General features: G+C 66.0%; 24 protein-coding genes. 7 read left to right on the forward strand and 17 right to left on the reverse strand.

Annotation, left to right across the window (positions count from 1 at the left end; genetic code table 11):
* The first annotated feature begins 29 nt into the window (after positions 1–29).
* On the forward strand, positions 30–899 hold the full coding sequence (locus ACWW1C_RS05115; protein WP_455982440.1) for a polysaccharide deacetylase family protein: 870 nt from the start codon (positions 30–32) through the stop codon (positions 897–899).
* Between the two features lie 13 nt (positions 900–912).
* Here ACWW1C_RS05115 and ACWW1C_RS05120 read toward each other — a convergent pair whose 3' ends face one another.
* From ACWW1C_RS05120 to glpX, 3 genes are all read right to left on the reverse strand, one after another.
* Positions 913–1,272, reverse strand: coding sequence for a hypothetical protein (locus tag ACWW1C_RS05120; RefSeq protein ID WP_455982441.1), 360 nt, complete (start codon positions 1,270–1,272; stop codon positions 913–915).
* Between the two features lie 352 nt (positions 1,273–1,624).
* Complete coding sequence (locus ACWW1C_RS05125; protein ID WP_455982442.1) at positions 1,625–3,037, reverse strand: class II fumarate hydratase; 1,413 nt, start codon at positions 3,035–3,037, stop codon at positions 1,625–1,627.
* Between the two features lie 29 nt (positions 3,038–3,066).
* The gene (gene glpX / locus ACWW1C_RS05130) at positions 3,067–4,095 is read right to left on the reverse strand and encodes a class II fructose-bisphosphatase (protein ID WP_020099221.1); all 1,029 of its coding nucleotides are present in this window, start codon (positions 4,093–4,095) and stop codon (positions 3,067–3,069) included.
* A gap of 127 nt (positions 4,096–4,222) precedes the next feature.
* Here glpX and ACWW1C_RS05135 point away from each other — a divergent pair, with 127 nt between their 5' ends.
* Positions 4,223–4,879, forward strand: coding sequence for a DUF4245 domain-containing protein (locus ACWW1C_RS05135; RefSeq protein WP_455982443.1), 657 nt, complete (start codon positions 4,223–4,225; stop codon positions 4,877–4,879).
* On the opposite strand, the gene ACWW1C_RS05140 is transcribed toward ACWW1C_RS05135, so the two are convergent.
* Positions 4,806–6,023 carry an AI-2E family transporter gene (locus ACWW1C_RS05140; protein ID WP_455982444.1) on the reverse strand — a complete coding sequence of 406 codons (1,218 nt, stop codon included), beginning with the start codon at positions 6,021–6,023 and terminating at the stop codon, positions 4,806–4,808. The genes ACWW1C_RS05135 and ACWW1C_RS05140 overlap by 74 nt on opposite strands.
* 32 nt (positions 6,024–6,055) lie before the next feature.
* The gene (locus ACWW1C_RS05145) at positions 6,056–6,820 is read right to left on the reverse strand and encodes an SDR family NAD(P)-dependent oxidoreductase (RefSeq protein WP_455982445.1); all 765 of its coding nucleotides are present in this window, start codon (positions 6,818–6,820) and stop codon (positions 6,056–6,058) included.
* A 174-nt stretch (positions 6,821–6,994) separates the two neighbouring features.
* Here ACWW1C_RS05145 and ACWW1C_RS05150 point away from each other — a divergent pair, with 174 nt between their 5' ends.
* The gene (locus ACWW1C_RS05150) at positions 6,995–7,471 is read left to right on the forward strand and encodes a MarR family winged helix-turn-helix transcriptional regulator (protein WP_455982446.1); all 477 of its coding nucleotides are present in this window, start codon (positions 6,995–6,997) and stop codon (positions 7,469–7,471) included.
* 65 nt (positions 7,472–7,536) lie between these two features.
* Here ACWW1C_RS05150 and ACWW1C_RS05155 read toward each other — a convergent pair whose 3' ends face one another.
* The 3 genes from ACWW1C_RS05155 to ACWW1C_RS05165 form a co-directional block, all read right to left on the reverse strand.
* The gene (locus tag ACWW1C_RS05155; RefSeq protein ID WP_455984152.1) at positions 7,537–8,139 is read right to left on the reverse strand and encodes a maleylpyruvate isomerase family mycothiol-dependent enzyme; all 603 of its coding nucleotides are present in this window, start codon (positions 8,137–8,139) and stop codon (positions 7,537–7,539) included.
* Between the two features lie 42 nt (positions 8,140–8,181).
* Positions 8,182–9,171, reverse strand: a complete 990-nt coding sequence (locus ACWW1C_RS05160; protein ID WP_455982447.1) for a hypothetical protein — start codon at positions 9,169–9,171, stop codon at positions 8,182–8,184.
* Positions 9,172–9,330: 159 nt separating this feature from the next.
* Positions 9,331–9,828: a nitroreductase family deazaflavin-dependent oxidoreductase gene (locus ACWW1C_RS05165; RefSeq protein ID WP_455982448.1), complete on the reverse strand. Its 498-nt coding sequence runs from the start codon at positions 9,826–9,828 to the stop codon at positions 9,331–9,333.
* Between the two features lie 266 nt (positions 9,829–10,094).
* Between ACWW1C_RS05165 and ACWW1C_RS05170 the strand changes: the two genes are divergently transcribed.
* Positions 10,095–10,583 carry a DUF417 family protein gene (locus tag ACWW1C_RS05170; protein WP_455982449.1) on the forward strand — a complete coding sequence of 163 codons (489 nt, stop codon included), beginning with the start codon at positions 10,095–10,097 and terminating at the stop codon, positions 10,581–10,583.
* Here the strand turns inward: ACWW1C_RS05170 and ACWW1C_RS05175 are convergent.
* Positions 10,580–11,206, reverse strand: coding sequence for a TetR/AcrR family transcriptional regulator (locus tag ACWW1C_RS05175; protein ID WP_455982450.1), 627 nt, complete (start codon positions 11,204–11,206; stop codon positions 10,580–10,582). The two genes, ACWW1C_RS05170 and ACWW1C_RS05175, sit on opposite strands and share 4 nt — an antisense overlap.
* A 104-nt stretch (positions 11,207–11,310) precedes the next feature.
* Between ACWW1C_RS05175 and ACWW1C_RS05180 the strand changes: the two genes are divergently transcribed.
* Positions 11,311–11,862, forward strand: coding sequence for a redoxin domain-containing protein (locus ACWW1C_RS05180; RefSeq protein ID WP_455982451.1), 552 nt, complete (start codon positions 11,311–11,313; stop codon positions 11,860–11,862).
* 97 nt (positions 11,863–11,959) lie between these two features.
* Here ACWW1C_RS05180 and ACWW1C_RS05185 read toward each other — a convergent pair whose 3' ends face one another.
* From ACWW1C_RS05185 to ACWW1C_RS05200, 4 genes are all read right to left on the reverse strand, one after another.
* The gene (locus tag ACWW1C_RS05185) at positions 11,960–12,838 is read right to left on the reverse strand and encodes a formylglycine-generating enzyme family protein (RefSeq protein ID WP_455982452.1); all 879 of its coding nucleotides are present in this window, start codon (positions 12,836–12,838) and stop codon (positions 11,960–11,962) included.
* On the reverse strand, positions 12,835–13,728 hold the full coding sequence (locus ACWW1C_RS05190; protein ID WP_455982453.1) for an HAD family hydrolase: 894 nt from the start codon (positions 13,726–13,728) through the stop codon (positions 12,835–12,837). Before ACWW1C_RS05190 ends, ACWW1C_RS05185 begins: the two co-directional genes overlap by 4 nt.
* Positions 13,729–13,737: 9 nt before the next feature.
* Positions 13,738–15,288: an arylsulfatase gene (locus ACWW1C_RS05195; protein ID WP_455982454.1), complete on the reverse strand. Its 1,551-nt coding sequence runs from the start codon at positions 15,286–15,288 to the stop codon at positions 13,738–13,740.
* An 82-nt stretch (positions 15,289–15,370) separates the two neighbouring features.
* Complete coding sequence (locus ACWW1C_RS05200; RefSeq protein WP_455982455.1) at positions 15,371–17,725, reverse strand: arylsulfatase; 2,355 nt, start codon at positions 17,723–17,725, stop codon at positions 15,371–15,373.
* A 314-nt stretch (positions 17,726–18,039) separates the two neighbouring features.
* On the opposite strand from ACWW1C_RS05200, the gene ACWW1C_RS05205 reads away from it, so the two are divergent.
* Complete coding sequence (locus ACWW1C_RS05205) at positions 18,040–18,315, forward strand: dsRBD fold-containing protein (RefSeq protein WP_029104721.1); 276 nt, start codon at positions 18,040–18,042, stop codon at positions 18,313–18,315.
* Between the two features lie 28 nt (positions 18,316–18,343).
* Here ACWW1C_RS05205 and ACWW1C_RS05210 read toward each other — a convergent pair whose 3' ends face one another.
* From ACWW1C_RS05210 to ACWW1C_RS05225, 4 genes are all read right to left on the reverse strand, one after another.
* A complete protein-coding gene (locus ACWW1C_RS05210) occupies positions 18,344–19,420 on the reverse strand; it encodes a 3-beta-hydroxysteroid dehydrogenase (protein ID WP_455982456.1) in 1,077 nt (358 codons plus the stop codon).
* Positions 19,421–19,483: 63 nt separating this feature from the next.
* Positions 19,484–19,696 (reverse strand): exodeoxyribonuclease VII small subunit, encoded by a 213-nt coding sequence (locus tag ACWW1C_RS05215; RefSeq protein ID WP_061003281.1) that lies wholly within the window; start codon positions 19,694–19,696, stop codon positions 19,484–19,486.
* Positions 19,683–20,915 carry an exodeoxyribonuclease VII large subunit gene (xseA, locus tag ACWW1C_RS05220; RefSeq protein ID WP_455982457.1) on the reverse strand — a complete coding sequence of 411 codons (1,233 nt, stop codon included), beginning with the start codon at positions 20,913–20,915 and terminating at the stop codon, positions 19,683–19,685. Before xseA ends, ACWW1C_RS05215 begins: the two co-directional genes overlap by 14 nt.
* 4 nt (positions 20,916–20,919) lie before the next feature.
* Positions 20,920–21,513 (reverse strand): lipid droplet-associated protein, encoded by a 594-nt coding sequence (locus tag ACWW1C_RS05225; RefSeq protein WP_455982458.1) that lies wholly within the window; start codon positions 21,511–21,513, stop codon positions 20,920–20,922.
* Positions 21,514–21,579: 66 nt separating this feature from the next.
* Between ACWW1C_RS05225 and ACWW1C_RS05230 the strand changes: the two genes are divergently transcribed.
* Positions 21,580–22,590, forward strand: a complete 1,011-nt coding sequence (locus tag ACWW1C_RS05230) for a 4-hydroxy-3-methylbut-2-enyl diphosphate reductase (RefSeq protein WP_455982459.1) — start codon at positions 21,580–21,582, stop codon at positions 22,588–22,590.
* Positions 22,591–22,613 lie beyond the last annotated feature (23 nt).

Below are 22,613 nucleotides of genomic sequence, written 5' to 3' on the forward strand. Positions count from 1 at the left end.
ACAAATCGCGGCGTCGGTAAGGTGATTGAGTGCGACGAGAGAACAAGGCCTGGCCCTATTGGCGAACCGTCCTCGGCGTGTGTGCCGGTGTGACGATCGTCGTGGTCGGGTGCCAGACCGGAAACGTCGCCAAGGCCGACGAAGTCGACTGCAGCAAGTACAAGTGCATCGCGCTCACCTTCGACGACGGTCCCAGCCCCTACACCGACCGGCTGCTGAAGGTGCTGCAGGACAACGACGCCAAGGCGACGTTCTTCGAGATCGGCAACAAGGTCGCCGCCAACCCGGACGGCGCCAAGCGCGTCGTCGACGCCGGGATGGAACTGGGCAGCCACACCTGGGAACACCCCAACATGACGACCATCCCGCCGGAGTTCATCGCGGGCCAGTTCAGCAAGGCCAGCGACGCCATCGAGAAGGCCACCGGGCAGCGCCCGAAACTGGTGCGCACCGCGGGCGGCCTGATCAACGACCAGGTGCTCGCCGAGGCCAAGAAGCAGGGCCTGGCCGACATCAACTGGGACGTCATCCCTTTCGACTGGGCCAATGACTCCAACACCGCGGCCACCCGCTACATGCTGATGACGCAGATCAAGCCGAATTCGGTGGTCCTGTTCCACGACACCTATTCGTCGACGGTCGATCTCGTGCAGCAGTTCATCCCCGTCCTCAAGGCCAACGGCTACCACATGGTGACGGTCAGCCACATGGTCGGCCACCGCGAACCGGGCACCAGCTACGGCAGCCGGGACAACGGCCCGCCGGTCAACGATCTGACCGACATTCCGCCGGCCGAGATTCCCACGCTGCCCAACACCCCATCGCCGCCGCCGATGCCGAACATCCCGATCACGGACATCCCGGGCGCCAACTCCGGCGGCTCGAACAACGGCCAGTAGCTGCGAGGTACCGCTACGCAGTGGGGAAGCGGTCGGCGATCGCGTCGACCATCGCCAGAAGTTCGGCGATGCGTCCGCGCAGCACGTCGAGATGCTTGTCGGCGCCCTGCTTCGCCCCCCGGCGCTCCGTCACCGCCAGTTGCAGGTGCAACTCGGCCAGCTCGTCCTCGAGCAGTTCGATGAACAGCCGGGCCTGCAGGACATCCGCATTGCGCTGACCCGGTGATGTCGTCACAAGTTTGAGGACCTCGGCCTGGGGTTTGGGCAACGGCTCGCCCGCGTGTGTGTGCGGCACGTGATAGCGGCGGTGCGTCATGCACGGGACCGCGTCCAGCCGGGCACCTCGGTGAGAATCGGTGAGCTCGGCCGTCATTGCAACACAATTGCAAACGCACGGGTCGGATCCCGTTTCCCGGCAGTATCTGTCCAGTAAGGACCTGTTCACATTCCCTTCACCCACGATGTGAGCTGGTTGCTGCCGAGCGGTCCTCCGGAGCTCTGTCACTTGATCCTGCGGCCTGGGTCCCGCGCACTCGGGATTTTGCGCCCTAGCCGCGGAATCAACGTCGGTCTCACGTTGATCCTGCGGCCTGGGCCTTCGCTACTCGATCTTCGTGACCGTCAGCGCAGGGTCAACGCCGCCCATCTTCGAACCCCTCCCGGCGAAACGCAAAAACCCCCAGAATCCAATGATTCTGGAGGTTTTCGCGACAGCTGGCGAGAAACTACTCGCTGTCCTTGACCTTCGCCATGGCCAGCACATCAAGACGCTTGTCCAGCTCGGCCAGGGAGAGGTTTTCGCCGATCAGGCCGCGGTCGATGACCGTCTGCCGGATGGTCTTCTTCTCCTTGAGGGCTTCCTTGGCCACCTTGGCGGCTTCCTCGTAGCCGATGGCCGAGTTCAGCGGCGTCACGATCGACGGCGACGACTCCGCCAGCGTGCGGAGGTGGTCCTCGTTGGCGACCAGGCCGTCGATGCACTTGGAGGCGAACAGGCGCGAGACGTTGGACAGCAGCGTGAAGGACTCGAGCACGTTGCGGGCCATCATCGGGATGTAGACGTTCAGCTCGAAGGCGCCGGACAGGCCGCCGACGGTGACCGCCGCGTCGTTGCCGATCACCTGCGCGGCCACCTGGGTAACCGCTTCGGGCAGAACGGGATTCACCTTGCCCGGCATGATCGAGCTACCCGGCTGCAGGTCCGGCAGCTGGATTTCGCCGAGGCCGGTCAGCGGGCCGGAGCCCATCCAGCGCACGTCGTTGGCGATCTTGGTCAGCGACACGGCAATGGTCTTCAGCGCGCCGGACGCCTCGACGAGTCCGTCGCGGGCGGCCTGAGCCTCGAAAGAGTCTGCGGCGGTGCGCAGTTCGGCGATGCCGGTCTGGTTCACCAGCACCTCGACCACCTTGGCGCCGAAGCCGTCGGGGGCGTTGAGGCCGGTGCCGACGGCGGTGCCGCCGATGGCCAGCTCACCCAGACGGGGAAGCGTCGCCTTGACGCGCTCGATGCCGGCCTCGATCTGGCGGGCATAGCCGCCGAACTCCTGGCCGAGGGTGACGGGCACCGCGTCCATCAGGTGGGTGCGGCCGGACTTGACGACGGTGCGCCACGCGCGGGCCTTGTTGGCCAGCGACTCGTGCAGCACCTCGAGCGCCGGAATCAGGTGGCGCACAGCGGCTTCCGTCGCCGCGATGTGCGTGGCGGTGGGGAAGGTGTCGTTGGAGCTCTGCGACATGTTGACGTGGTCGTTGGGGTGGACCTCAACGCCGGCCCGGGCCGCGATGGACGCGATGACCTCGTTGGCGTTCATGTTCGAGCTGGTGCCCGAGCCGGTCTGGAACACGTCGATGGGGAACTGGTCATCGTGCAGACCGTCGGCGATCTCACCGGCGGCGGCGATGATGGCGTCGGCCTTCTCGGGGGCCAGCAGGCCCAGGTCCTTGTTGACCTGCGCGCAGGCGGCCTTCAGCAGACCCAGAGCACGGATCTGGGTGCGCTCCAGACCACGGAACGAGATGGGGAAGTTGTCCACCGCTCGTTGGGTCTGCGCGCGCCACAGAGCGTTGATCGGCACCCGGACTTCGCCCATGGTGTCGTGCTCGATCCGGTAATCCACTTCGACAGCGTTGTCGGACATGTGCTCCCTTTTGTTGAGGTGAACGGTAGTTACGGCAGGGGGTGTGCGGCGGAGAGGTCTCCGGTGAAGTCCACCGCGGAGTACTCGTTGAGCTTGGACAGCCGGTGATAGGCCTCGATCATCCGGACGGTGCCGGACTTCGACCGCATCACGATCGACTGGGTGGTGCAACCGCCGGCGAAGTAGCGCACCCCGTTGAGCAGGTCGCCGTCGGTGACGCCGGTGGCGCAGAAGAACACGTTGTCGCCCGCGACCAGGTCTTCTGTGGTCAGCACGCGCTCCAGGTCGTAGCCGCGGTCCAGGGCGCGCTGGCGTTCGTCGTCGTCGGTGGGGGCGAGGACGGCCTGGATCGCGCCGCCCATGCAGCGGATGGCGGCCGCGGCGATGATGCCCTCGGGCGTCCCGCCGATGCCGGCGAGGATGTCGGTCCCGGATTCGGGGCGGCAGGCCGAGATGGCGCCGGCGACGTCGCCGTCGGAGATCAGCCGGATGCGGGCACCGGCTTCACGGACCTCGCTGATCAGCTGGGCGTGCCGGGGCCGGTCCAGGATGCACACCGTGACATCGGCCACCGACTCGTTGAGCCGCTTGGCGACGCGGCGGATGTTCTCGCCGATGGGCACCGTGATGTCGATGACGTCGGCCGCGTCCGGGCCGACGGCGATCTTGTTCATGTAGAAGACGGCCGACGGGTCGAACATGGTGCCGCGCTCGGAGACCGCCAGCACCGAGATGGCGTTGGGCATGCCCTTGCTCATCAGGGTGGTGCCGTCGACGGGGTCGACGGCGAAGTCGCAGTCGGGGCCGTCGCCGTTGCCGACCTCTTCGCCGTTGTAGAGCATCGGGGCGTGGTCCTTCTCGCCCTCGCCGATGACCACGACGCCGCGCATCGAGACCGAATTGACCAGCTCACGCATGGCGTCAACGGCCGCGCCGTCGCCGCCTTCCTTATCGCCGCGACCGACCCACCGGCCGGCGGCCATGGCGCCGGCTTCGGTGACCCGTACGAGTTCGAGTGCGAGGTTGCGGTCTGGGGCTTCCCGGCGCGAAGGCGTCATGCGCAGATTGTCCCATTAGCCATTTGGCGGTGCGCGTTCGGGAGTTGGGATACTGAGCACTGTGACGTCATCATCGCCGGAACCAGGAGAGCGGCCAGCCGCCCCATCCGATGGGCAGCCCGCCGCCGTGCCCGAGGCAGTCGCCGAGGGCCAGTCGGTGCCGGTGCCCCGCCCGGCGAAGGACCGGCTGCTGCAGGACGGCCGGGACATGTTCTGGTCGATCGCACCGCTGGTGGTGGCATGTATCGCGCTCGCCGGGATGCTCGGGATGTGCTCGTTCGCGCCGCAGGGGCCGGGTAAGGGGCCGGCACCGCAGTACGACGCCCCGGCCGCGCTCAAGGCCGACGCGGCCGCGATGCACATTCCGATCCGGGTGCCGGAGCTGCCGTCCGGCTGGCACGCCAACTCCGGGTCGCGTGGCGGCATCGAGGCGGGCCGCATCGACCCCGTCACCAAGCAGCCGACGCGGGCGCTGACGTCCAAGGTGGGCTATCTGACCGCTGCCGGGATGTATGTGGCGCTGGTCCAGAGCAATGCCGACGAGGAAAAGCTGGTGTCCTCGATTCACACCGGGATGTACCCGACCGGTGCGCAGGACCTGGGCGGCGTGCACTGGGTGGTGTACGAAGGAGCCGGCGAAGACCAGCAGGGCACCGAGCCGATCTGGACCGCCAAGCTCGACGGCCCGACCGGCCCGGCGCAGGTCGCCGTCAGTGGTTCGGCGAGTGCGGCGGACTATCGGACTCTGGCCGAGGCGACGCAGAAGGCGCAGCCGCTGCGTTAGCGGGTTCCTTACGTCGCATCGCGGCGATCAACCGTGCCAGGCGGCCGGGTGGGCGGGGTTCGTCAGGTTCCGGCTCGGTCAGCGGAACACCTTTGTAGACAGCGAGATACACGCTGATCGTGGTGACGACGACGATCATCAGCACCGGGCCTATCACCAGACCCAGGAAACCGAACATCGCGATCCCGGAGAACACCGACAGCAGCATCAGGGCGGAGTCCAGCCGGGCTGCTCGCGGCACCAGGACCGGCCGCAGCACGTTGTCGATGTTGGTGACGACCAGGATGTGGAACGCGATGACGAACAGGCCGCCGCCGACATTGCCGAACAGTGCCATCCCGATCCCGAACGGGATGCTGACGATGCCGCCACCGAGCGGGATCACCGACAGTGCGCTCAGCAGGATCGCGAAGATGAAGAACCCGTCGTGGAAGCCGGCGATGTAGATCGAGATCGCGCCGGCCACGCCCTGGGCCAGCGCGATGACGAACTGGCCGAGGACCGTCCCGCGGACCATGGCACCCATCTTGGCCAGGTACAGGTCGGTGACCTCCTCGCCGAGCGGATTGAGCCGCCGGATCAGTAGGACCAGTTGGTCGCCGTTGACCAGCAGCGAGATGAACACGTACAGGAAGATCACGGCACCGGCGAGCGCGCCGAACAGTCCGCCAGCGGCGTCCTGCAGCACGTTCAGGCCCCATTCGCCGGCCCGCTGCGCGAACGTGATGATCCATTTCTGTAGCGACTCACGCGTCAGGGTCACGTCGTGCAGGAACGGGATTTGTGCCAGCAGGTCGTTGACGGCCCGCAGCGAGCGGGTGCCAAGGGCACCCATGTCGGTGCGGCTCACCCAGTCCGACACGTTGCGGATCATGATGGTGATCTGCATGATGCCGATCGCGACGGCTGCGGCGATCGGCACGATCACCATGAAAAGTGCGGCCAGCAGGGTCAGCGTGGCCGACAGGCCGGTGCTGAGCCGGGTCGACAGCCGGCGGAACAATGGCGTGAACAGATAGGCCACCACTCCGGCGACCACGACGAGCATGAACTGCCCGCGCAGGAAATACGCGCCGAACCCGACCGCTAGAACCGTCGCGACGGCGAGTGCCCGCTTCTGGGTGACCGTGAAATCGGTGTCCATGACGGTGATTCTGTCGGATTTGCGGCCGGCGGCTACCCCGACGCGAGCTTGAGTACGTGACTCATGATGTCGGGGTACCGCTTGAGGTGCGCGCCGCCGTTGAGGTCGAGCACCTCGCCCGTCATCCACGACGATTGCTCGGAGCACAGGAACAGCACGGCGTTCGCGATGTCCTCTGGGGTGCCGGCGCGGCCCAGTGCGGTGTTCTCCACGTACTCGTCGACGACGCCGGGGATCAATGCAGCGCCCTCGGTCAGCGGGGTGTGCACGAACCCGGGGGCGACGGCGTTGACGCGAATTCCCTTGGGGCCCAACTCTAATGCGGCCACCTCGGTCAGCATGGACAGGCCCGCCTTGGCGGCGCTGTAGGCGCTCATGCCGATGGCCGGCTGGCGGCCGTTGAGCGACGAGATGCACACCAGTGATCCACCCGCGCGGAGTTGGCGCCCGGCGTACTTGGCGACGATGAACGACCCCGTCAGGCAGCAGTCGACGACGGCGCGGAAATCCTCGACCGGCATGTCCACGATGAGGCCGAAGGTCGAGAACCCGGCGCAGCTGACGACGGCGTCGAGCTCGCCGGCCTGTTCGAAGACCGCGGCGACGGACGCTTCGTCGGTGACGTCGACGGTGACTGCGGTGTGCGGGGCGCCGAGTTCGGCGGCGCGAGCCTCGGCCAGCTCGGCATTCCGGTCGGCGATGGTGACGCGGTAGCCCTGTGCCGAAAGGCCCTGGGCGGTGGCCCAGCCGATACCGGAAGCCCCGCCGACGACGAGGGCGCTGCGCTGTGTGCTCACTGATTTCTCCTGGCGTGATCGACGGCTGGGCCGGCCGGCCGCGACCTTGCCGGTGTGAACAGATTATCAAATCTGTTCACACCGGCGGGGAGAAACGACCCGGTGGCCGGCCGGGGCTCGGCGCCTGACCTGTCGGGGAGCGGATTAGCCTGATGTCCGAGGAGGGTCCCCCGGGTGAACGCGCAGACCAAGACAACGGCCGGCCAATCGGTCGATGCCATTACCGATGCTTTGATCACCGCATCGCGGCTGTTGGTCAGCATTTCGGCTCGGTCTATCGCTGAGGTGGACGACACGATCACCATTCCGCAATTCCGGGTGCTGGTGATCTTGTCCAACCGCGGCATCACGAACCTGGCGACGTTGGCCGGGCTGCTCGATGTGCAACCGTCGACGATCGGCAGAATGGCCGACCGGCTGGTTGTCGCTGGGTTGATCGACCGTCGCCCGCATCCCACGTCGCGCCGCGAGCTGGTGGTGGAACTGACTGCGCGCGGCCGCAAAGTCGTGCGCACCGTCACTGCGCGTCGCCGCGCGGAAATCGCCCGGGTTGTGGAGGCGATGCCGGCGCGGCAGCGTCAGGGCATGGTCGGTGCACTCACCGCTTTCACCGAAGCCGGCGGAGAACCGCCGGCGATCATCGATTTCTAACCTGACGGACCGAGCGCGGCGATGCCGTGAGTCGGCTGACTTGTTGTCGTCGTCGAGCTGATGCTTCAGTGCGCGAGTCGGCCGGCCAGCACCCGTTTCCCCGGCCCGGCCAACTCGCCAACGGCACTTCGTCTTCCGGTGATCGCCATCAGCATGGCTTCTGCCGGCCCTGTGATTACCGGTCCCGAGCCGTGCTCCCAGTCCAGGTCGGTCGGAGCGAGGTGGATGCCGCGGGCGAGGTGCCACGCGGGGAGCTCGGGGCTGTACAAGCTGGCCCCCAGGACCCACCGCAGCCGTTCGGCCGGGATCTGGCGAGGGATACCCAGCGGACGGCGGATGTCCTGATGATGAATGGTGACGTCCAGCAGAGCGAGCCGGCCGCCGAAGGTAGTGGCGAGCCCCTGCGGCCGCAGATGAGCCCGCAGCCGACGCAGGAGCTGTGCGGTGGTGAGGGTGGCGAGCTCGTCAACGCCCACCTGGTTGACATGGACGATCCGGCCTCGGATGGCACGGCGAAACATGCCGAGAAGATCCACCTCGTCGAAGCTCATGACGTGAGCGACGACGTCCCGTACCCGCCAGCCCTGGCACAGCGACGGCGTCTCCCACTGCTCGGGCGTCAGAGTCTCCAGAAGATCAGCCAGGTCGCTGCGCTCGGCGGTGGCCATCGCCAGACCGTCCACGGCATCACCTCCTGAGCCAGTTGGTGGTCACTGGCGGCAGTTCTCGTAGCGGTGAATCAGGGCGCGTTCGCCGGCAGTGGGCTGATAGACGCGTAGATCGCGCCGCGTACATCCGCCGATGGTGATCGCCACCGGTCCCCGTGAGACCCCGTAGCCCCCGATGTGGCCCGAAAGTTGACTGCCTGCGGTGTACAGCACCGGGGCCGGCAGTGTCGCGGCCAGCGGCAGGTGCCGGTTCGCCAGCGTCAATGCGACGTCGATGGAGTCGGTGCCCGCCGTGGCTTCGGAAATCCATACCGGGGGAGTGACCGGTCCGTTGATCTGCATGCTGTCGGTGTGCGCGATGGTTTGGTCGGAGTTCAGCCGGCGCCAGAGGTCGAGTTCGGCGGACGTCGGGAAGCGCCCGGTAAACGCAATCCGGTCTTCCGCATGGGCCGCGCTGACCGTCCACTTCAAGGCAGCCAGATACGGGAAATGGGTTGCGATCGTACTGACGGCAGTCGCGATACCTACGCCGTGGGCGTTCTCGGGAAGATCGATGTCAGCGAGGTTCGAACTTTCGGTCTCCCTCGGGGTCAGGTGCGCCAACGGATGACTGACCGTGGAGCGCAGAGCGACGGTGGCCCCAGGAAGCATGGCGCGCAAGGCAATCCAGTTGCGCGCCTGGTCGAGGATTTGGGTGGTGTTGGTCAACGGACGGCCACTGCTGTCGACGGCGAAGACGTTCCATCCGCGGCGCACGTCGAGCTCGGTGTGGTAGTCGCGGTATCGGCCGGATGACAGGTTTTGCAGATAGGTGTCCACGATGGCGGCGAGGCCCTCGGCGGTCAAGCTGTCCGCGACATCGACATGGATGGTGAACATCACGGCGCCCTCGGACCAGCGGTTCGCGTAGTCGGCGTGAGCCGCCTCCACTCCGGGCATCGAACCCAGCTGCGCACTGAGGTGGTCGACATCGGCGCGACGATCAGGAACCTTGTTGTCGCACCCCGACACTGGCACCAATGCGGTCGCCACGGCCCCACACGCAACGGCTCGGCGCAGGCTCCACCTTCGCGCCGCGCCGCGCCACCCTCCAATAATCGCGGACAACAATTGTTGCATTATGCGATAATAGTTAATGCGCCGTGTGGGCGGACCGCAGGGCGGTCAGTGCCCACCGCAGATGGTCGATTTTCAGGTCGACGAGCCGCCGCGGCGCGGGACGAATCGGACGAAGGGCAGGTGTCGCCCCGCCTCCCGGAAATCGGCTTCGGAACCGTCGACTGAGAACCCCATCACGCGCGGGAGAGCCTGCTTCGCCAGCACGCGATGACGCATCGCATAGCGGGCGAAGACGTCCGCTCCCTCGTCGGTATCGAGCGCCACCGCTGTCGCGGGAATGGTTCGCCGCCCCACGTCGATGGTGACGTCCGGTGTGTGCAGCACGTTCTGGTACCAGGCGGCATTCGGTCCCCATCCAGAGGCGACGACGAAACTGTCGCTCGCACAATCGTGTTCGACGACCTCCAGAACCGCCAGGCGTGGCTTGCCGGACACTCGCCCCAGGTGGTGCAGCAACAGAATGCGTTCCCCGAACACCCAGCCGAGGTGAGCTCTGTAGGCGTAGATGGGTAGTCGGTACAGGAATCTGGTCAATCCTGTTGGGGGTCTGACGTTCTTCACGATCTTCACAACTGCCGCCCTTTCAGCTCGCGGTGATCAGGTGTCACCTACACGCGCAAGCGTCGAGCGCAGTGACGGCCGGCCGATGCGCGCGTCATATACAACCCTACTGCAACTATTGCAGATTGCAATGATCTAGGGATGTGCGGATCTTGCGGGGTATTCGGACACGGACACCTGGCGCATCACTTATGTATTGGAAAGTACAATTAATGTACTGTATAGTACATAGAGGTGACCGGGCATGGGTAGATGTCGAGAATGGGGATGGTCAGTTGTCGGTTCAGCGCGCGGCCCTGGCGGGCCGCATCACGACTGCCGGTCAGACGGTTGCCAGGTACGGACTCGTCGTCGTGCTGGCCTGGATCGGCATCGGCAAGTACGTGAAAATGGAAGCTCATGTGCTCATCGAGCACAACCCGCTGATGTCCTGGATTTACCTGGTGCTCAGCCACCATGCTGTGGCAGCGGTGCTGGGTACCGCCGAGATTCTCGCCGCGGTGCTCATCGCGGTCCGGCCGCTGTGGCCGCTGCTGTCGGCGGCGGGGAGCGCGATAGCGGTGGTGTTGTTCGTCGGCACACTGAGTTTTCTGTTCACCACGCCGGGACTGTTCGTCGGGCATGCCGGGCCCATCCCGATACTCGGTGCGCTGCCGGGCCAGTTTCTGCTGAAGGACCTGGTGCTCCTCGGGGTGTCCTTGTGGACCTTGGGCGACGCACTCACCGATCGCGTCTCAGCGGCGGCGACGTGTTCACCGAGCTAGCGTGATCGCTTTCGCGCCGGCGGTGGCCCCACTGCGGCCGCCAACGCGGTGTCCAGCGCATGTTGCAACGGCGCGACGTCGCCGCAGACATCGGCCAGCAGCATCCCGCCCTGGTATGCCGCGAGTAGGCCGGCGGCCAGCGCGGCGGGGTCGGTGTCGGGCAGCAACCCGCCGTCATCGGCGACTCGCTGATAGGCATCGGCGATGATCTGCTCCCAGCGGCCGAACCCGGCCTTGAGTGTCGCGCGGGCCGAGCCGTCGGCGGAACGGTCGAGTTCGTAGACGAGCGATCCGATGGGGCAGCGGATGGGGTCATCAGAGGATGCGTGCGCGCGGAGCGCGTCGGCGCACCATGCGCGCAGATCGGCTGCGGTGTTGACGTCGTCGAATGATGGCTGGACCGCGGACAGCACCCGGTCGACCTGGAATCGGACCACATCGGACACCAGGTCGGCCTTGTCCGCGAAAAAGTGATACATCTGGCTGCGACCGGCGCCGGCGACGGTGCCGATCTCGTCGAGCGTCGTCGCTCGCACGCCCTGCCGGGCGAACAACACGCATGCTGCCTCGAGGATCCGGGCCACCGTCGCACGGCCGCGGTCGGTCGCCGGTTCGGTAATCACCTGACCAATGTATCAATCAGTCCAATTTCTGTACTCTGTAGTACAGAATTGGCGAATGCCGCTGTCCGGCAGATGTCTGGACTACAGAATGATGGGAGGTGGCAGTGAGTCTTGTTGTGGGAGATCAGTTTCCGGTCGATGTCTCGGTGACCGCAGCCGATGGACAGGTCACCGTCGCGCAGCTGATTGCGACCGGACCCGTCGTGGTGGCATTTCACAGGCTCTGGTGCCCGTTCTGTCAGCAGGCTGCCCGCGATCTCGAACGCGTCAGTGACCAACTCGCGGCGGCGGGCGCGCGCGTGGTAATCGTCTATCGCGAAGACGTCGCCACGGTGGTCGCGTCCTGCGCCGACCGAGAGCTCACTGCCAACTGCGTCAGTGACCCTCGGCGGGAACTTGAGCGGGCAACGGAAGTCGAGCGCTTTTCGATCAGGCGCTATGCCCTGTTCTCTCCGATGAGTTTGATTCGCGTCCTGCGCTCGGGTAGCCGCGCCGGCAAGGTGACGTCGGACATCCTGCAGGGTCGTGGCACCTTCGTCGTGGGCCGTGACGGACGCGTTGCGTATGCCCATCACGCCGTCACCGCAGCCGACATTCCGCCAGTCGGTGACATTGTCGCCGTGGTTCGGTCCATCGCCGGCACAGCGGGCGCGTGAACGGCGGCGGTCGCACTCGCTCCGGCAGCGTCTGCGGCAACGGCGGAGCGCCGTCCGCCCTCGTCGATGTCCTCTGTCCAGTCGGCAGCTGAGTCGGCTACGCGTCGGTCCGCACGCACCTGAATCCGATGTGGCTCATGCCCGTGTCGACTGCCTGCGGGCGGCGGGCCGCCGGCCGGTAGCGCTGGCAGTAGCTGTCCGCGCACAGGAACGAACCGCCCTTGATCACCCGGCGCGCTACTTGGAACTGCGGCTGGTCGGGATCGTAACTGTCTGCGGCACAACACGGTTGGCAGTCGCGGGTCGCCCCGTAGAAGTCGGTGGTCCACTCCCAGACGTTGCCGGCCATGTCGAACAGGCCGTAGTCGTTCGGCGGGAAGCTGCCGACCTGCGCGGTCTGGCCGTAGCCGGTGTCGGGCAGGTACGGGAACTCGCCGTGCCAGAAGTTGGCCAGCCGTTGGCCGGGCTGCTCGGGCTTGTCGCCCCAGGTGTAGGTGGCGCGGTCCAGGCCGCCGCGGGCCGCGACCTCCCACTGCGCCTCGGTGGGCAGGGCCAGCCCGGCCCACTCGGCGTATGCCGCAGCGTCATCGAACGCCACGTGCACGACGGGGTGGTGCTCGCGGTTCCGCAGTGACGACTTCGGGCCACGCGGATGGTTCCAGCACGCGCCCGGCGTCCACGTCCACCACTGGCTGAGGTGACGCAGGTCGACGGGGCCGGGCGTGCGCCGGAACACCATCGAGCCGGGTTGCAGATTTTCCGCCGGGGTGCCGGGATAGTCGGCCGGGTTGAGTGGCCGTTCTGCCACGGTGACGTAACCGGTGGCCTCGACGAACGCGGCGAAGTCGGCGTTGGTCACCTGGTGAGGCTGGATCCAGAATCCATCGACGGTGACCTCGCGGGCCGGCGCCTCCTCGGGGTAGTGGTCATCGGAGCCCAGCACGGTGGTCTGCGGAGGAATCCAGACCAGGGTCAACGGGGGAACACCTCGCCCCAGTCGGACTGCATGCTCGCGACCGCCCACCCTTCGGACTTCGCCAGCTCCAGCACACGTTCTGCTCCTGCGACATAAGAGAATTCGCGTTCGACATCGTCATGCAACACCAGCAGGCGGAAGCCTCGGGCGTATTCGAGCATCTCGATGTCACCGTTGGAATTCCCCGCGGCGAAGATGGGCCGGCGACCGGTCCGGCCCCAGATTCGGGCCGGCTTCACCGGACCGTCGTCGAGGAATTCCGGCTGTGACGTGGTGTAAAGGTCGCCGTCTTTGTATTGCAGCGCAACCGAACTGCCGATCACCCGCTCCGGCGGGATGCCGTAGATGCCGCCGGTGACGGGCCGCATGAAATCCCGTCCGCCGCCGGAGACGATGTAGCAGGTGAACCCGTTCGACTCCAGGTAACGCAGCAGTTCGATCATCGGCACATAGCCGCATTCGGTGTACGGCCGGTCCAGCGTGGGATGCCGGACCTCGGCGAAGAACCCCGTTACCCGCTCGGTGAGTTCGTCGACGGTGATGGCGTCGTTGGCCGAAAGAATGCCGGCAGCAAGGATTTTCAGTTCACTATCGTCACCTTCGTAATGTTTGGTGACGGCATCGCCGAACCACGCCAGGTCGCCCGCCGCGGCTGCGGTGTACGGCTGCCGCGCGGCGAGCGCCGGCTCCGCAGCGGCCTGCGCAGCCAGGCGGCGCACCAGGAAATCCAGCTGGACGTATGCCGGCTTCTCGCACCACAGCGTGCCGTCGTTGTCGAAGACCGCAATCCGGTCTTGTGGCGCAACGAAATCCGGTCCTTCGGTGGTGACCCGCCCGACGAAGTCGACGATCGCCGACTTCGTCGGGCCGTCGTTCCAATGCTCCAGCACCTGTCGCCTTTAGTCCGAGGCCAAGAACTCGTGCAGCTTCTCGACGATTTGATCGATGCTGAAGCTGGCGGGTGGGTGCCGCGGCGGGAATTCCTTGAACGTGTCCAGGAACATCGAAGCCATTGCCGTCGCGTAGAAGGCGAAGAAATCTCGCCGCAGGAACCACTCGTAGTAGGTGTTGGACGTGATGTCGGCGTACTCGAACGGGTCGGTGCGCAGGTTGAACAGCTTGGGTACGCGCAGCGGCGTGAACGGCTCGGCCCAAATCCGAAGCGTGCCCTGGCAGCGTTGTTCGGCGAAGACGATCTTCCAGTTCTCGAAGCGCATCGCGACCAACTCGGCGTCGTCGTTGAAGTAGAAGAAGCCACGCCGCGGGCTGTGCTCGACCTCGCCCATCAGATACGGCAGCAGGTTGAAACCGTCGATGTGGACCTTGTACTCGGTCTCGCCGTCGGCGCCCGCCTTGTGGCCCTTCTTGAGCTTGTCGGCGACGTCGGGGTCGCCGGCGGCGGCCAGCAGTGTGGGCAGCCAGTCGTGATGCTGGATGATGTCGTTGGAGACGCTGCCCGCCTTGATCTTTCCGGGCCAGCGGATCAGCTCGGGCACCCGGAAGGCACCCTCCCAGTTGGTGTTCTTCTCGCTGCGGAACGGCGTGGTGCCGCCGTCGGGCCACGTGTTGCGGTGCGGGCCGTTGTCGGTGGAGTAGATGACGATGGTGTCGTCGGCGATGCCGAGCTCGTCCAGCACATCGATCACGGTGCCGACGTTCTTGTCGTGGTCGATCATCGCGTCGTGGTACTCGGACTGCCACAGCCCGGCCTGACCGCGGCTCTCCGGCTTCACGTGCGTGTACAGGTGCATGTGGGTGAAGTTGCACCACACGAAGAACGGGTTGCCCGCCTCGTGCTGCCGTTTGATGTAGTCGACGGTGCGGTCGGCGATGTCGTCGTCGATGGTCTCCATGCGCTTGGCCGTGAGTGGGCCGGTGTCCTTGATGGTCTGCTTGCCGACCGGACCGAACTTCGGGTCGTCGGGTTCGGTGGAGACCTCGGTGGTGGCCTTGCAGTCCATCACCCCACGGGGCAGCGCCTTCTCGTAGAGCATGGGGAACTGGTCTTTGTGCGGGTAGTCGAATTGCTCGGGTTCTTCTTCGGCGTTGAGGTGATACAGGTTGCCGTAGAACTCGTCGAAGCCGTGCACCGTCGGCAGGTACTTGTTCAGATCGCCGAAGTGGTTTTTGCCGAACTGGCCGGTGGCGTAGCCTAGCGGCTTCAGCAGTTCGGCGATGGTCGGATCCTCTGCGGCCCAACCGATGTCGACGCCCGGCACGCCGACTTTGCTCATCCCGGTGCGGTACACGCTCTGCCCGCTGATGAACGCCGCCCGGCCCGCGGTGCAGCTTTGCTCGCCGTAGGAATCGGTGAAGCGCATGCCCTCGGCGGCGATGCGGTCGATGTTCGGGGTGCGGTAGCCCATGAGCCCGTCGCTGTAACAACTCAGGTTGCTGATGCCGATGTCGTCGCCCCAGATGACCAGGATGTTGGGTTTGCCGTCGGGCATGTGGTTCTCCTTCAAGCTTCGAAAGTTGTCGTTGGCTAGAGGTTGATGGCCGTTTCTTGGTGTGCCACGGTTCGCCGGCGGGCTAGTCGAGTTTGGTGGCCAGTTTCAGTCGTTCCATGCCCGAGGGCTCGTCGACATCCCCGAACCTGAACGTCACCGATCCGAGTGTTCCTGTGAACGGAAATGGTGCCCTGTCGGTGTAGTCGTCGCAAACCGGCGACACGCAATCCATTCCGACGTCGAATGTTTCGGTGCCACAACGCTGCGGAACCTGGCGATCGACGCGTGTCTCGGCGACTGGGGTGCCGTCCACGGACACCGTCACGCGCGCGGGGGCACCGGGCTGAGGACTGTCGGGTTTGAAGTCCACCACGATGACGTGCTTGCCCGGCGCCAATGGCTCGTCCGCGATCGCGTCGTAGCGCTCGATGCCGAAATAGTTGTAGTGGTAACGGACTTTGCCTTCCCAGAGGAACAACGCGAATCCTGCCGCGTCGCCGCCGAGCGCGGCCAGCACGCCCTCCGCTCCGCCGGCGGGGATCTCCACCGGCACCGTGATCTCGTGCGGGACGCCGACCATCTTGGGTGCCGACCCCTCGGGCAATCGGATCATTCCGGGGTAGAAGGTGACCTCTTTACGACCGGTGAAGAAACTCGGCCGCAGTGTCACGTCCAGACGTTCGGCGAAGCGGTCGTCGAGGGGCAACACGTTGTACTTGGCCGCCTCGGCCAGGAACATGTCTTGCAGCTCTTTGAGTTTCGTGGGCTCCCGGTCGGCGAGATCGACCGACTCGCTGAAATCCTCGGCGATGTTGTACAGCTCCCAGGTGTCGTCACCGAAGGAGAAGGTGCCGGCCGTCTCCCACGGGAGCCGGCCGTGTCGGCAGCACGCGATCCACCCGTCGTGGTACATGGCCCGGTTGCCCAGCATCTCGAAGTACTGCTTGTCATGACGGCTCGTGGCAGCGCCGTCCGCGAACGAGTAGGCGAAGCTCACGCCCTCGATTGGCCGCTGGATATATCCGTTGACCGCCACCGGTTCGCGAATTCCGACGACCTCTAAAAGCGTTGGTAAGACGTCGATCACGTGATGGAACTGGGAACGCACCGCACCGTGTTCAGCGATCTGGTCCGGCCACGAGATGATCATGCTGTTACGGGTCCCGCCGAAATGGGAGGCGACCTGCTTGGTCCACTGGAACGGCGTGTCCCCGGCGTGTGCCCAACCGACCGCGTAATGCGGAGAGGTCCCGGGCAGTCCCCAGCGGTCCATGAAGCGCAGCGACTCCTCGATGGTGGGCTGCTGGCCGTTGAGGCTCATGATCTCGTTGGGCGTACCGATCAGCGATCCTTCGCCGGAAGAGCCGTTGTCGCCGAGGATGTAGATGACGACGGTGTTGTCGAGCTGGCCGATCGCGTCGATGGCGTCCACCACGCGGCCGACCTCGTAGTCGGTGTGCTCCAGGAAGTCGGCGAAGTTCTCGGCCTGGCGGGCGAACAGCGCCTGATACTCGGCGGGTTGGCTGTCCCACGACGGGATTTGATCGGGGCGTTCGGTGAGTTGGGTGCCCGCCGGGATGATGCCCATGTCCAACTGGTTCTGGTGCACGATCTTGCGATACTCGTCCCAGCCCATGTCGAAACGGCCCACGTTGCGTCCCCGCCAGTCGAGCGGCGGCTGATGCGGAGCGTGCGCGGCGCCGGTGGAGAAATACCCGAAGAACGGGCGGTCGGGCGCGATCGCCTTCTGCATCTGGATCCACGCGATGGCGTCATCGGCCAGGTCACGCTGCAGCTGATAACCGTCCTGCGGCCGGGCCGGCGGCTCGACGGGTGTGGTTCCGCGGATCAGCGACGGGTAGAACTGGTCGGTCTCGCCGGAGATGAAACCGTAGAAATGGTCGAAACCCTGATTGGTCGGCCAATTGTCGAAGGGCCCGGCGGGGCTGGTCTGGTTGTCGGGCACATTGTGGTTCTTGCCCCACCAGGCACAGGTGTAGCCGGCCTGCTTGAGCAGCTCGCCCATGGTGGCGCAGCTCTTGGGAATGATGCCGCAGTAGCCGGGATAGCCGGTGGCCATCTCCTGGATGACGCCCGTGGCGACGGAGTGATGGTTGCGTCCGGTCAGCAGGGCCGCGCGCGTGGGGGAGCACAGTGCGGTGGTGTGGAATTGGTTGTAGAACAACCCTTTGTTGTGCAGCCGTTCGGCGGTGGGCATGCGCACGAGTCCACCGTTGACACTCGGCCAGCCGAATCCGACATCGTCGAGCAGCACCAGCAAGATGTTCGGTGCGCCTGGCGGTGCCTCGCGAACCGGTGGGAAATCCGGTTCGGAGTCCTGCGCGTAGAGATTGATGTGGGCGTTCGGGAAGGTCCACTCGGGCTGCGGAAGATGGTAGCGATCGAGATGCAGCGGGAACCCGTCATCTACAGGCATGCTCCGATCGTGTCACGCCGACGCCCGCGAAGAGCGCGTTACTCTCAGATGCCTTGTCTTGCTGCGTTATTCGGTAGCGCTGCCAGCGACAGATGGGCGACGGGTGGCCGGAACCGGTGCGGCCGAATTTGGCCATCGCGTTTGCCGTGCCGTAGCGTAGTGGCCAAGTTTCCCCGGTCCTGTAGATTCCGAGAGCGAAACGAGAGGCCGGAGCGCTACAGCGCTGCCGGCCTCGTCCAGTTTGATATCCCTCGCGTCCAGGCTCTGGATTACCTGCCCATGGCGGCGCATCCTAGATGTGGAAGGTGATCGACATGTACGACAAGGATCTGACCAACAAGTGGCACGTCGAGATCGAGTTCTTCGAAGACGATGTCCACACCCACGCCTCCGCCCACGCCCGGCTGCGTGACGACACCCTCACCACGACTGGGGATGCCTACCGCAATCCCAAAGACCCGAGTGCGCCGCTCGTCGGTGAGGAGATCGCGGCGGCCCGCGCGCTCATCGCGCTGGGCACCGACCTGCTGATGGCGGCATCGGCGAACATCGAGAAATCAACGCAGCACCCGGTGCACCTCTACCGCTGAAATCGGTAGAGGCACACGGGCCCCGCGGCTACTTCGCGGCGTCCGCCGCTGCCATCTGGTGGAACAGGTCGACGTAGTACGGCATGCATTCCTTCATGGCCTGCTCGGTGTTGAACAGAGGCTCGTAGCCCAGGTCGCGCTTGGCCTTGGCGATCGAGAAGTAGTTGTTCAGGTAGAGCCGTTCCACGGCCAGCGGCTCGATCAGCGGCTCGGGCAGGGCGAACCTGAAGTGCAGCCACTGCCACGCCATCATCACGCGGTGCACCAGCTTGCCGGACACGTAGAACGCGGGCAGCTTGCGGTCGCACGCGGTGATCACCGGACGGGCGAACTCGAACATGTTGAGCGGTTCGCCATCGTTGATGAAGTACGCCTGCCCGGGTGAGGTGCCGCCCGGCACCAAATGCTCGCCGGCCAGGATGAAACCGTGAATCAGGTTGTGCACGTAGGAGTTGTCCAGCTTGATGTTCTTGTTGCCCACCAGCACCTTGACGTGCCCGGCGAGGATGTTCTCGAACACCTTGCGGAACATGGTCTGGTCGCCCCGGCCCCAGATGCCGCTGGGCCGAATGGAACAGGTGAGCATGCCGTCGACACCGTTCTGCGACAGCACGAACTTCTCGGCAGCGACCTTGGTCTCGGTGTAGAGGTCGTTGAAACGCGTGGTGTACGGCATGGTCTCGTCGCCGTTCCGGATGTCCTGTCCACCCATCACCACGCTGTTCGAAGCGGTGTAGACGAACCGCTTGACGCCCGCGGCCCGGCCCAGCTTCACCAGGTTCTCGGTGCCGCCGACGTTCACGCCGAAGCTGCGGTTGCGGTACTCGTCGGTGACGGACGCGCCGCCCATGAGGTCGATGATCGCCGCGGTGTGGATGATCGTGTCGATGTCCTTGACGGCTGCCGCGACATCGTCGGGATTGGTGATGTCGCCGACCTGCGTCTCCAGGTTCGGGTTGGCCGGCAGCGGGGACGGTGCCCGGTCGAAGGACCGGACGCGGTGGCCGCGGTCGAGCAGTTCGGTCACCAGGTTGGCACCGACGAAGCCAGACCCGCCGGTTACCAGCACACGGCCGAGGTCTGTGGTCAGGGAAGCATCACGCATGGTGCAGGAGCATAACTGAAACGTGTTTCAGTTAACAGGGTGCGGGAAGAATGACCGCGCTGATCAATTTTCGTCGTCGGCGCCCGAGGCGAGCGCGTCCTCGACTTTCTTGCGGGCGCCGGCCAGGTGCTCTTCGCACCGTTTTGCCAGTTGTTCGCCCCTTTCCCAGAGCTGGAGCGAGGTGTCGAGATCAAGTCCGCCCGCTTCCAGTTTGCGGACGACCTCGATCAGTTCGTCGCGGGCAGCTTCGTAGCCGAGCTGACTAATGTTCGTCATATATTCCTTCGCTCACGGTCGTGACGGCGCCGTCGGCCACCCGGATTCGGAGTCTCGTTCCCGCCGGGGCGTCCTGCGCCGACCGCAGGACCGCACCGGCCGCCGACAGGTTCTGCACCACGGCGTACCCGCGGGCCAGCGTCGCGGCCGGCCCGAGGGTGGCCAACCGCGCCGACAGGTGGCCCACATGGTCGGTTTCGGTGGCGATCAGCCGCCGGATGTCACGGCGCGCGGCCGTCACCGCCCGGGTGATCCCCTCGGCGTGGGCATCCAGCGCCTGCAAAGGCTGGGCCAGGACGGGGCGCCCGCGCAGTTGGCCGATGAAGCGCTCTTCGCGGTGCACCCAGTTGCGCAGGGCCTGGGCACTGCGCCGACGAAGGTCGGTCACCAGCGCCTGCTCGGCGGCAGAGTCGGGGACGACCCGTTTGGCGGCGTCGGTCGGGGTGGCGGCCCGCAGGTCGGCGACCAGGTCGCACAGCGGGTTGTCCGGCTCGTGCCCGACGGCGCTGACGACGGGCGTGGTGCAGGCGGCGATCTCGCGGCACAGGGTCTCGTCGGAGAACGGCAGCAGGTCCTCGACACTGCCGCCGCCGCGCGCGATGACGATGACGTCGACGTGCGGTTCGGCGTCCAGTGCGCGCAGGGCCTCGACGATCTGCGGCACCGCGTTGGTGCCTTGGACGGCCGTGTTGCGGACATCGAAGTGAACTGCGGGCCAACGGCTTTGGGCGACGGAGACGACGTCGTGCTCGGCCGCCGACGCCCGGCCGGTGATGAGGCCAATCGTGTTGGGCAGGAACGGAATCGGGCGCTTCAAGCGGGGATCGAACAGGCCCTCGGCGTCCAGTAGGCGGCGCAGCCGGTCGATCCGGGCCAGCAGCTCACCGATGCCGACCGCGCGAATCTGGCTGATGCGCAACGAGAATGAGCCGTTGCGGGTGTAGAACTGCGGCTTGCCCAGCATGATCACCTGGGTGCCCTCGGACAGGGCGACCGGGGCGTCGTCGACCAGGGCGCGGGGGCAGCTGACCGACAGTGACATGTCGGCGGCCGGGTCGCGCAGCACCATCCAGGCCGTCGACTGGCGCAACTTCAGCTCGGTGAGCTGGCCCTCGATCCAGATGGTGCCGAGCCGGTCGATGTACTTGGCCACGCGGGTGGACACGGCCCGGACCGGCCACGGGTTCTCGGCCGAGTTCGGGATCTCGGCAGCTGTCACCGCATCACTTCGCGGTCGCGCGGGTGATCCTGTTGGCCAGCAGCGTCTGGAACGGCGCGCGGGACTTCGTGTTGTTCTCGTAGGCCAGCAGCGCCTCGAGGTCGTCGACCTTGAGCTGGGGCAGCCGCGCCCGCAGCTGGGCCAGGGTCAGTTCGGCGTAGTCGAGGTCGGTGACGATCGCGGGCTTGATCCGCGGCGCCGCGCCGCCGGCTCCGTTGGTGGCCGAACCGTTCGTCGCCGACTTCGGCGCCTCGGCGGCGCCGGTGCTGTACAGCGCGAAGCGACCCTCTGTCAGGCGGGTGCCGTCACGCGCCTCCGTGGTGGCGGCCGCGTCCGTCGGGGCGGCGTCCAGCAGATCCTCGTCGAATGTGGCCCACTCGGGCTGCTCGTCTTTCGGCGGGAACCACTGCTCAAGGGTCTCGTCGCCCTTGTTGACCAGCTCGGCCAGGTCCTGCTGCATCTTCATGACCAGCTGGGCGAGCTGACTGGCCAGAGTCATCGGGTAGGTCAGGATGGTTTGGGGGAGCCGAATGGTCTCCTCGAGCGCGGTCGCAGCCGCGCCGACCAGCAGCCGGACTCCGTAGGGCGCAGTAGACATGCTTGCCAGAGTACGGCTGGCTGCGGCGAAGCGGTGATACGCACCCGTGAGCAGTACCCTCGGGGTATGCCACCGACGATCAATATGGGCATTCCCGGCGCCACCGTTTCGGTCGCCGGAGCCGCCATGAGCAAGAGCGGTAAGCGCGTGCTGCTCGCCGAGCCACGCGGTTACTGCGCCGGCGTCGACCGCGCCGTCGAGACCGTCGAGCGGGCGCTGGAGAAGCATGGCGCCCCGGTTTACGTGCGGCACGAGATCGTGCACAACCGCTACGTGGTGGACACCCTGGCCAAGGCCGGTGCGGTGTTCGTCGAGCAGACCGAAGAGGTGCCCGAGGGCGCCATCGTGGTGTTCTCCGCCCACGGCGTGGCGCCGACGGTGCACGAGGAAGCCGCCGCGCGCAATCTGCGGACCATCGACGCCACCTGCCCGCTGGTCACCAAGGTGCACAACGAGGCCAAGCGCTTCGCCCGCGACGACTACGACATCCTGCTGGTCGGTCACGAGGGCCACGAAGAGGTCGTCGGCACCGCCGGCGAGGCCCCGGAGCATGTCCAGGTCGTCGACAACCCGGACGCCGTCGACAAGGTGACCGTCCGCGATCCGAACAAGGTCATCTGGCTGTCCCAGACCACCCTGTCCGTCGACGAGACCATGGAGACCGTCCGGCGGCTGCGGGAGAAATTCCCGACGCTGCAGGACCCGCCCAGCGACGACATCTGCTACGCCACCCAGAACCGCCAGGTCGCGGTCAAGGCGATGGCTCCGGAGTGCGAGCTGGTGATCGTCGTCGGTTCACGTAACTCGTCGAACTCGGTTCGTCTGGTCGAGGTGGCGCTGGGCGCCGGCTCGAACGCGGCCAAGCTCGTCGACTACGCCGAGGACATCGACCCGGCCTGGTTGGAGGACGTCACGACGGTTGGCGTCACCTCGGGCGCCTCGGTGCCCGAGATTCTGGTGCGTGGCGTCCTCGAGCGACTCGCGGAGTTCGGCTACGACACCGTCCAGCCGGTCACCACCGCCAACGAGACGCTGGTATTCGCGCTGCCGCGCGAGATTCGTCCGGCCCGGCACTGACCTTCGAACGCAGACGCTGCGCG

This window comes from Mycobacterium sp. HM-7 (assembly GCF_053852335.1).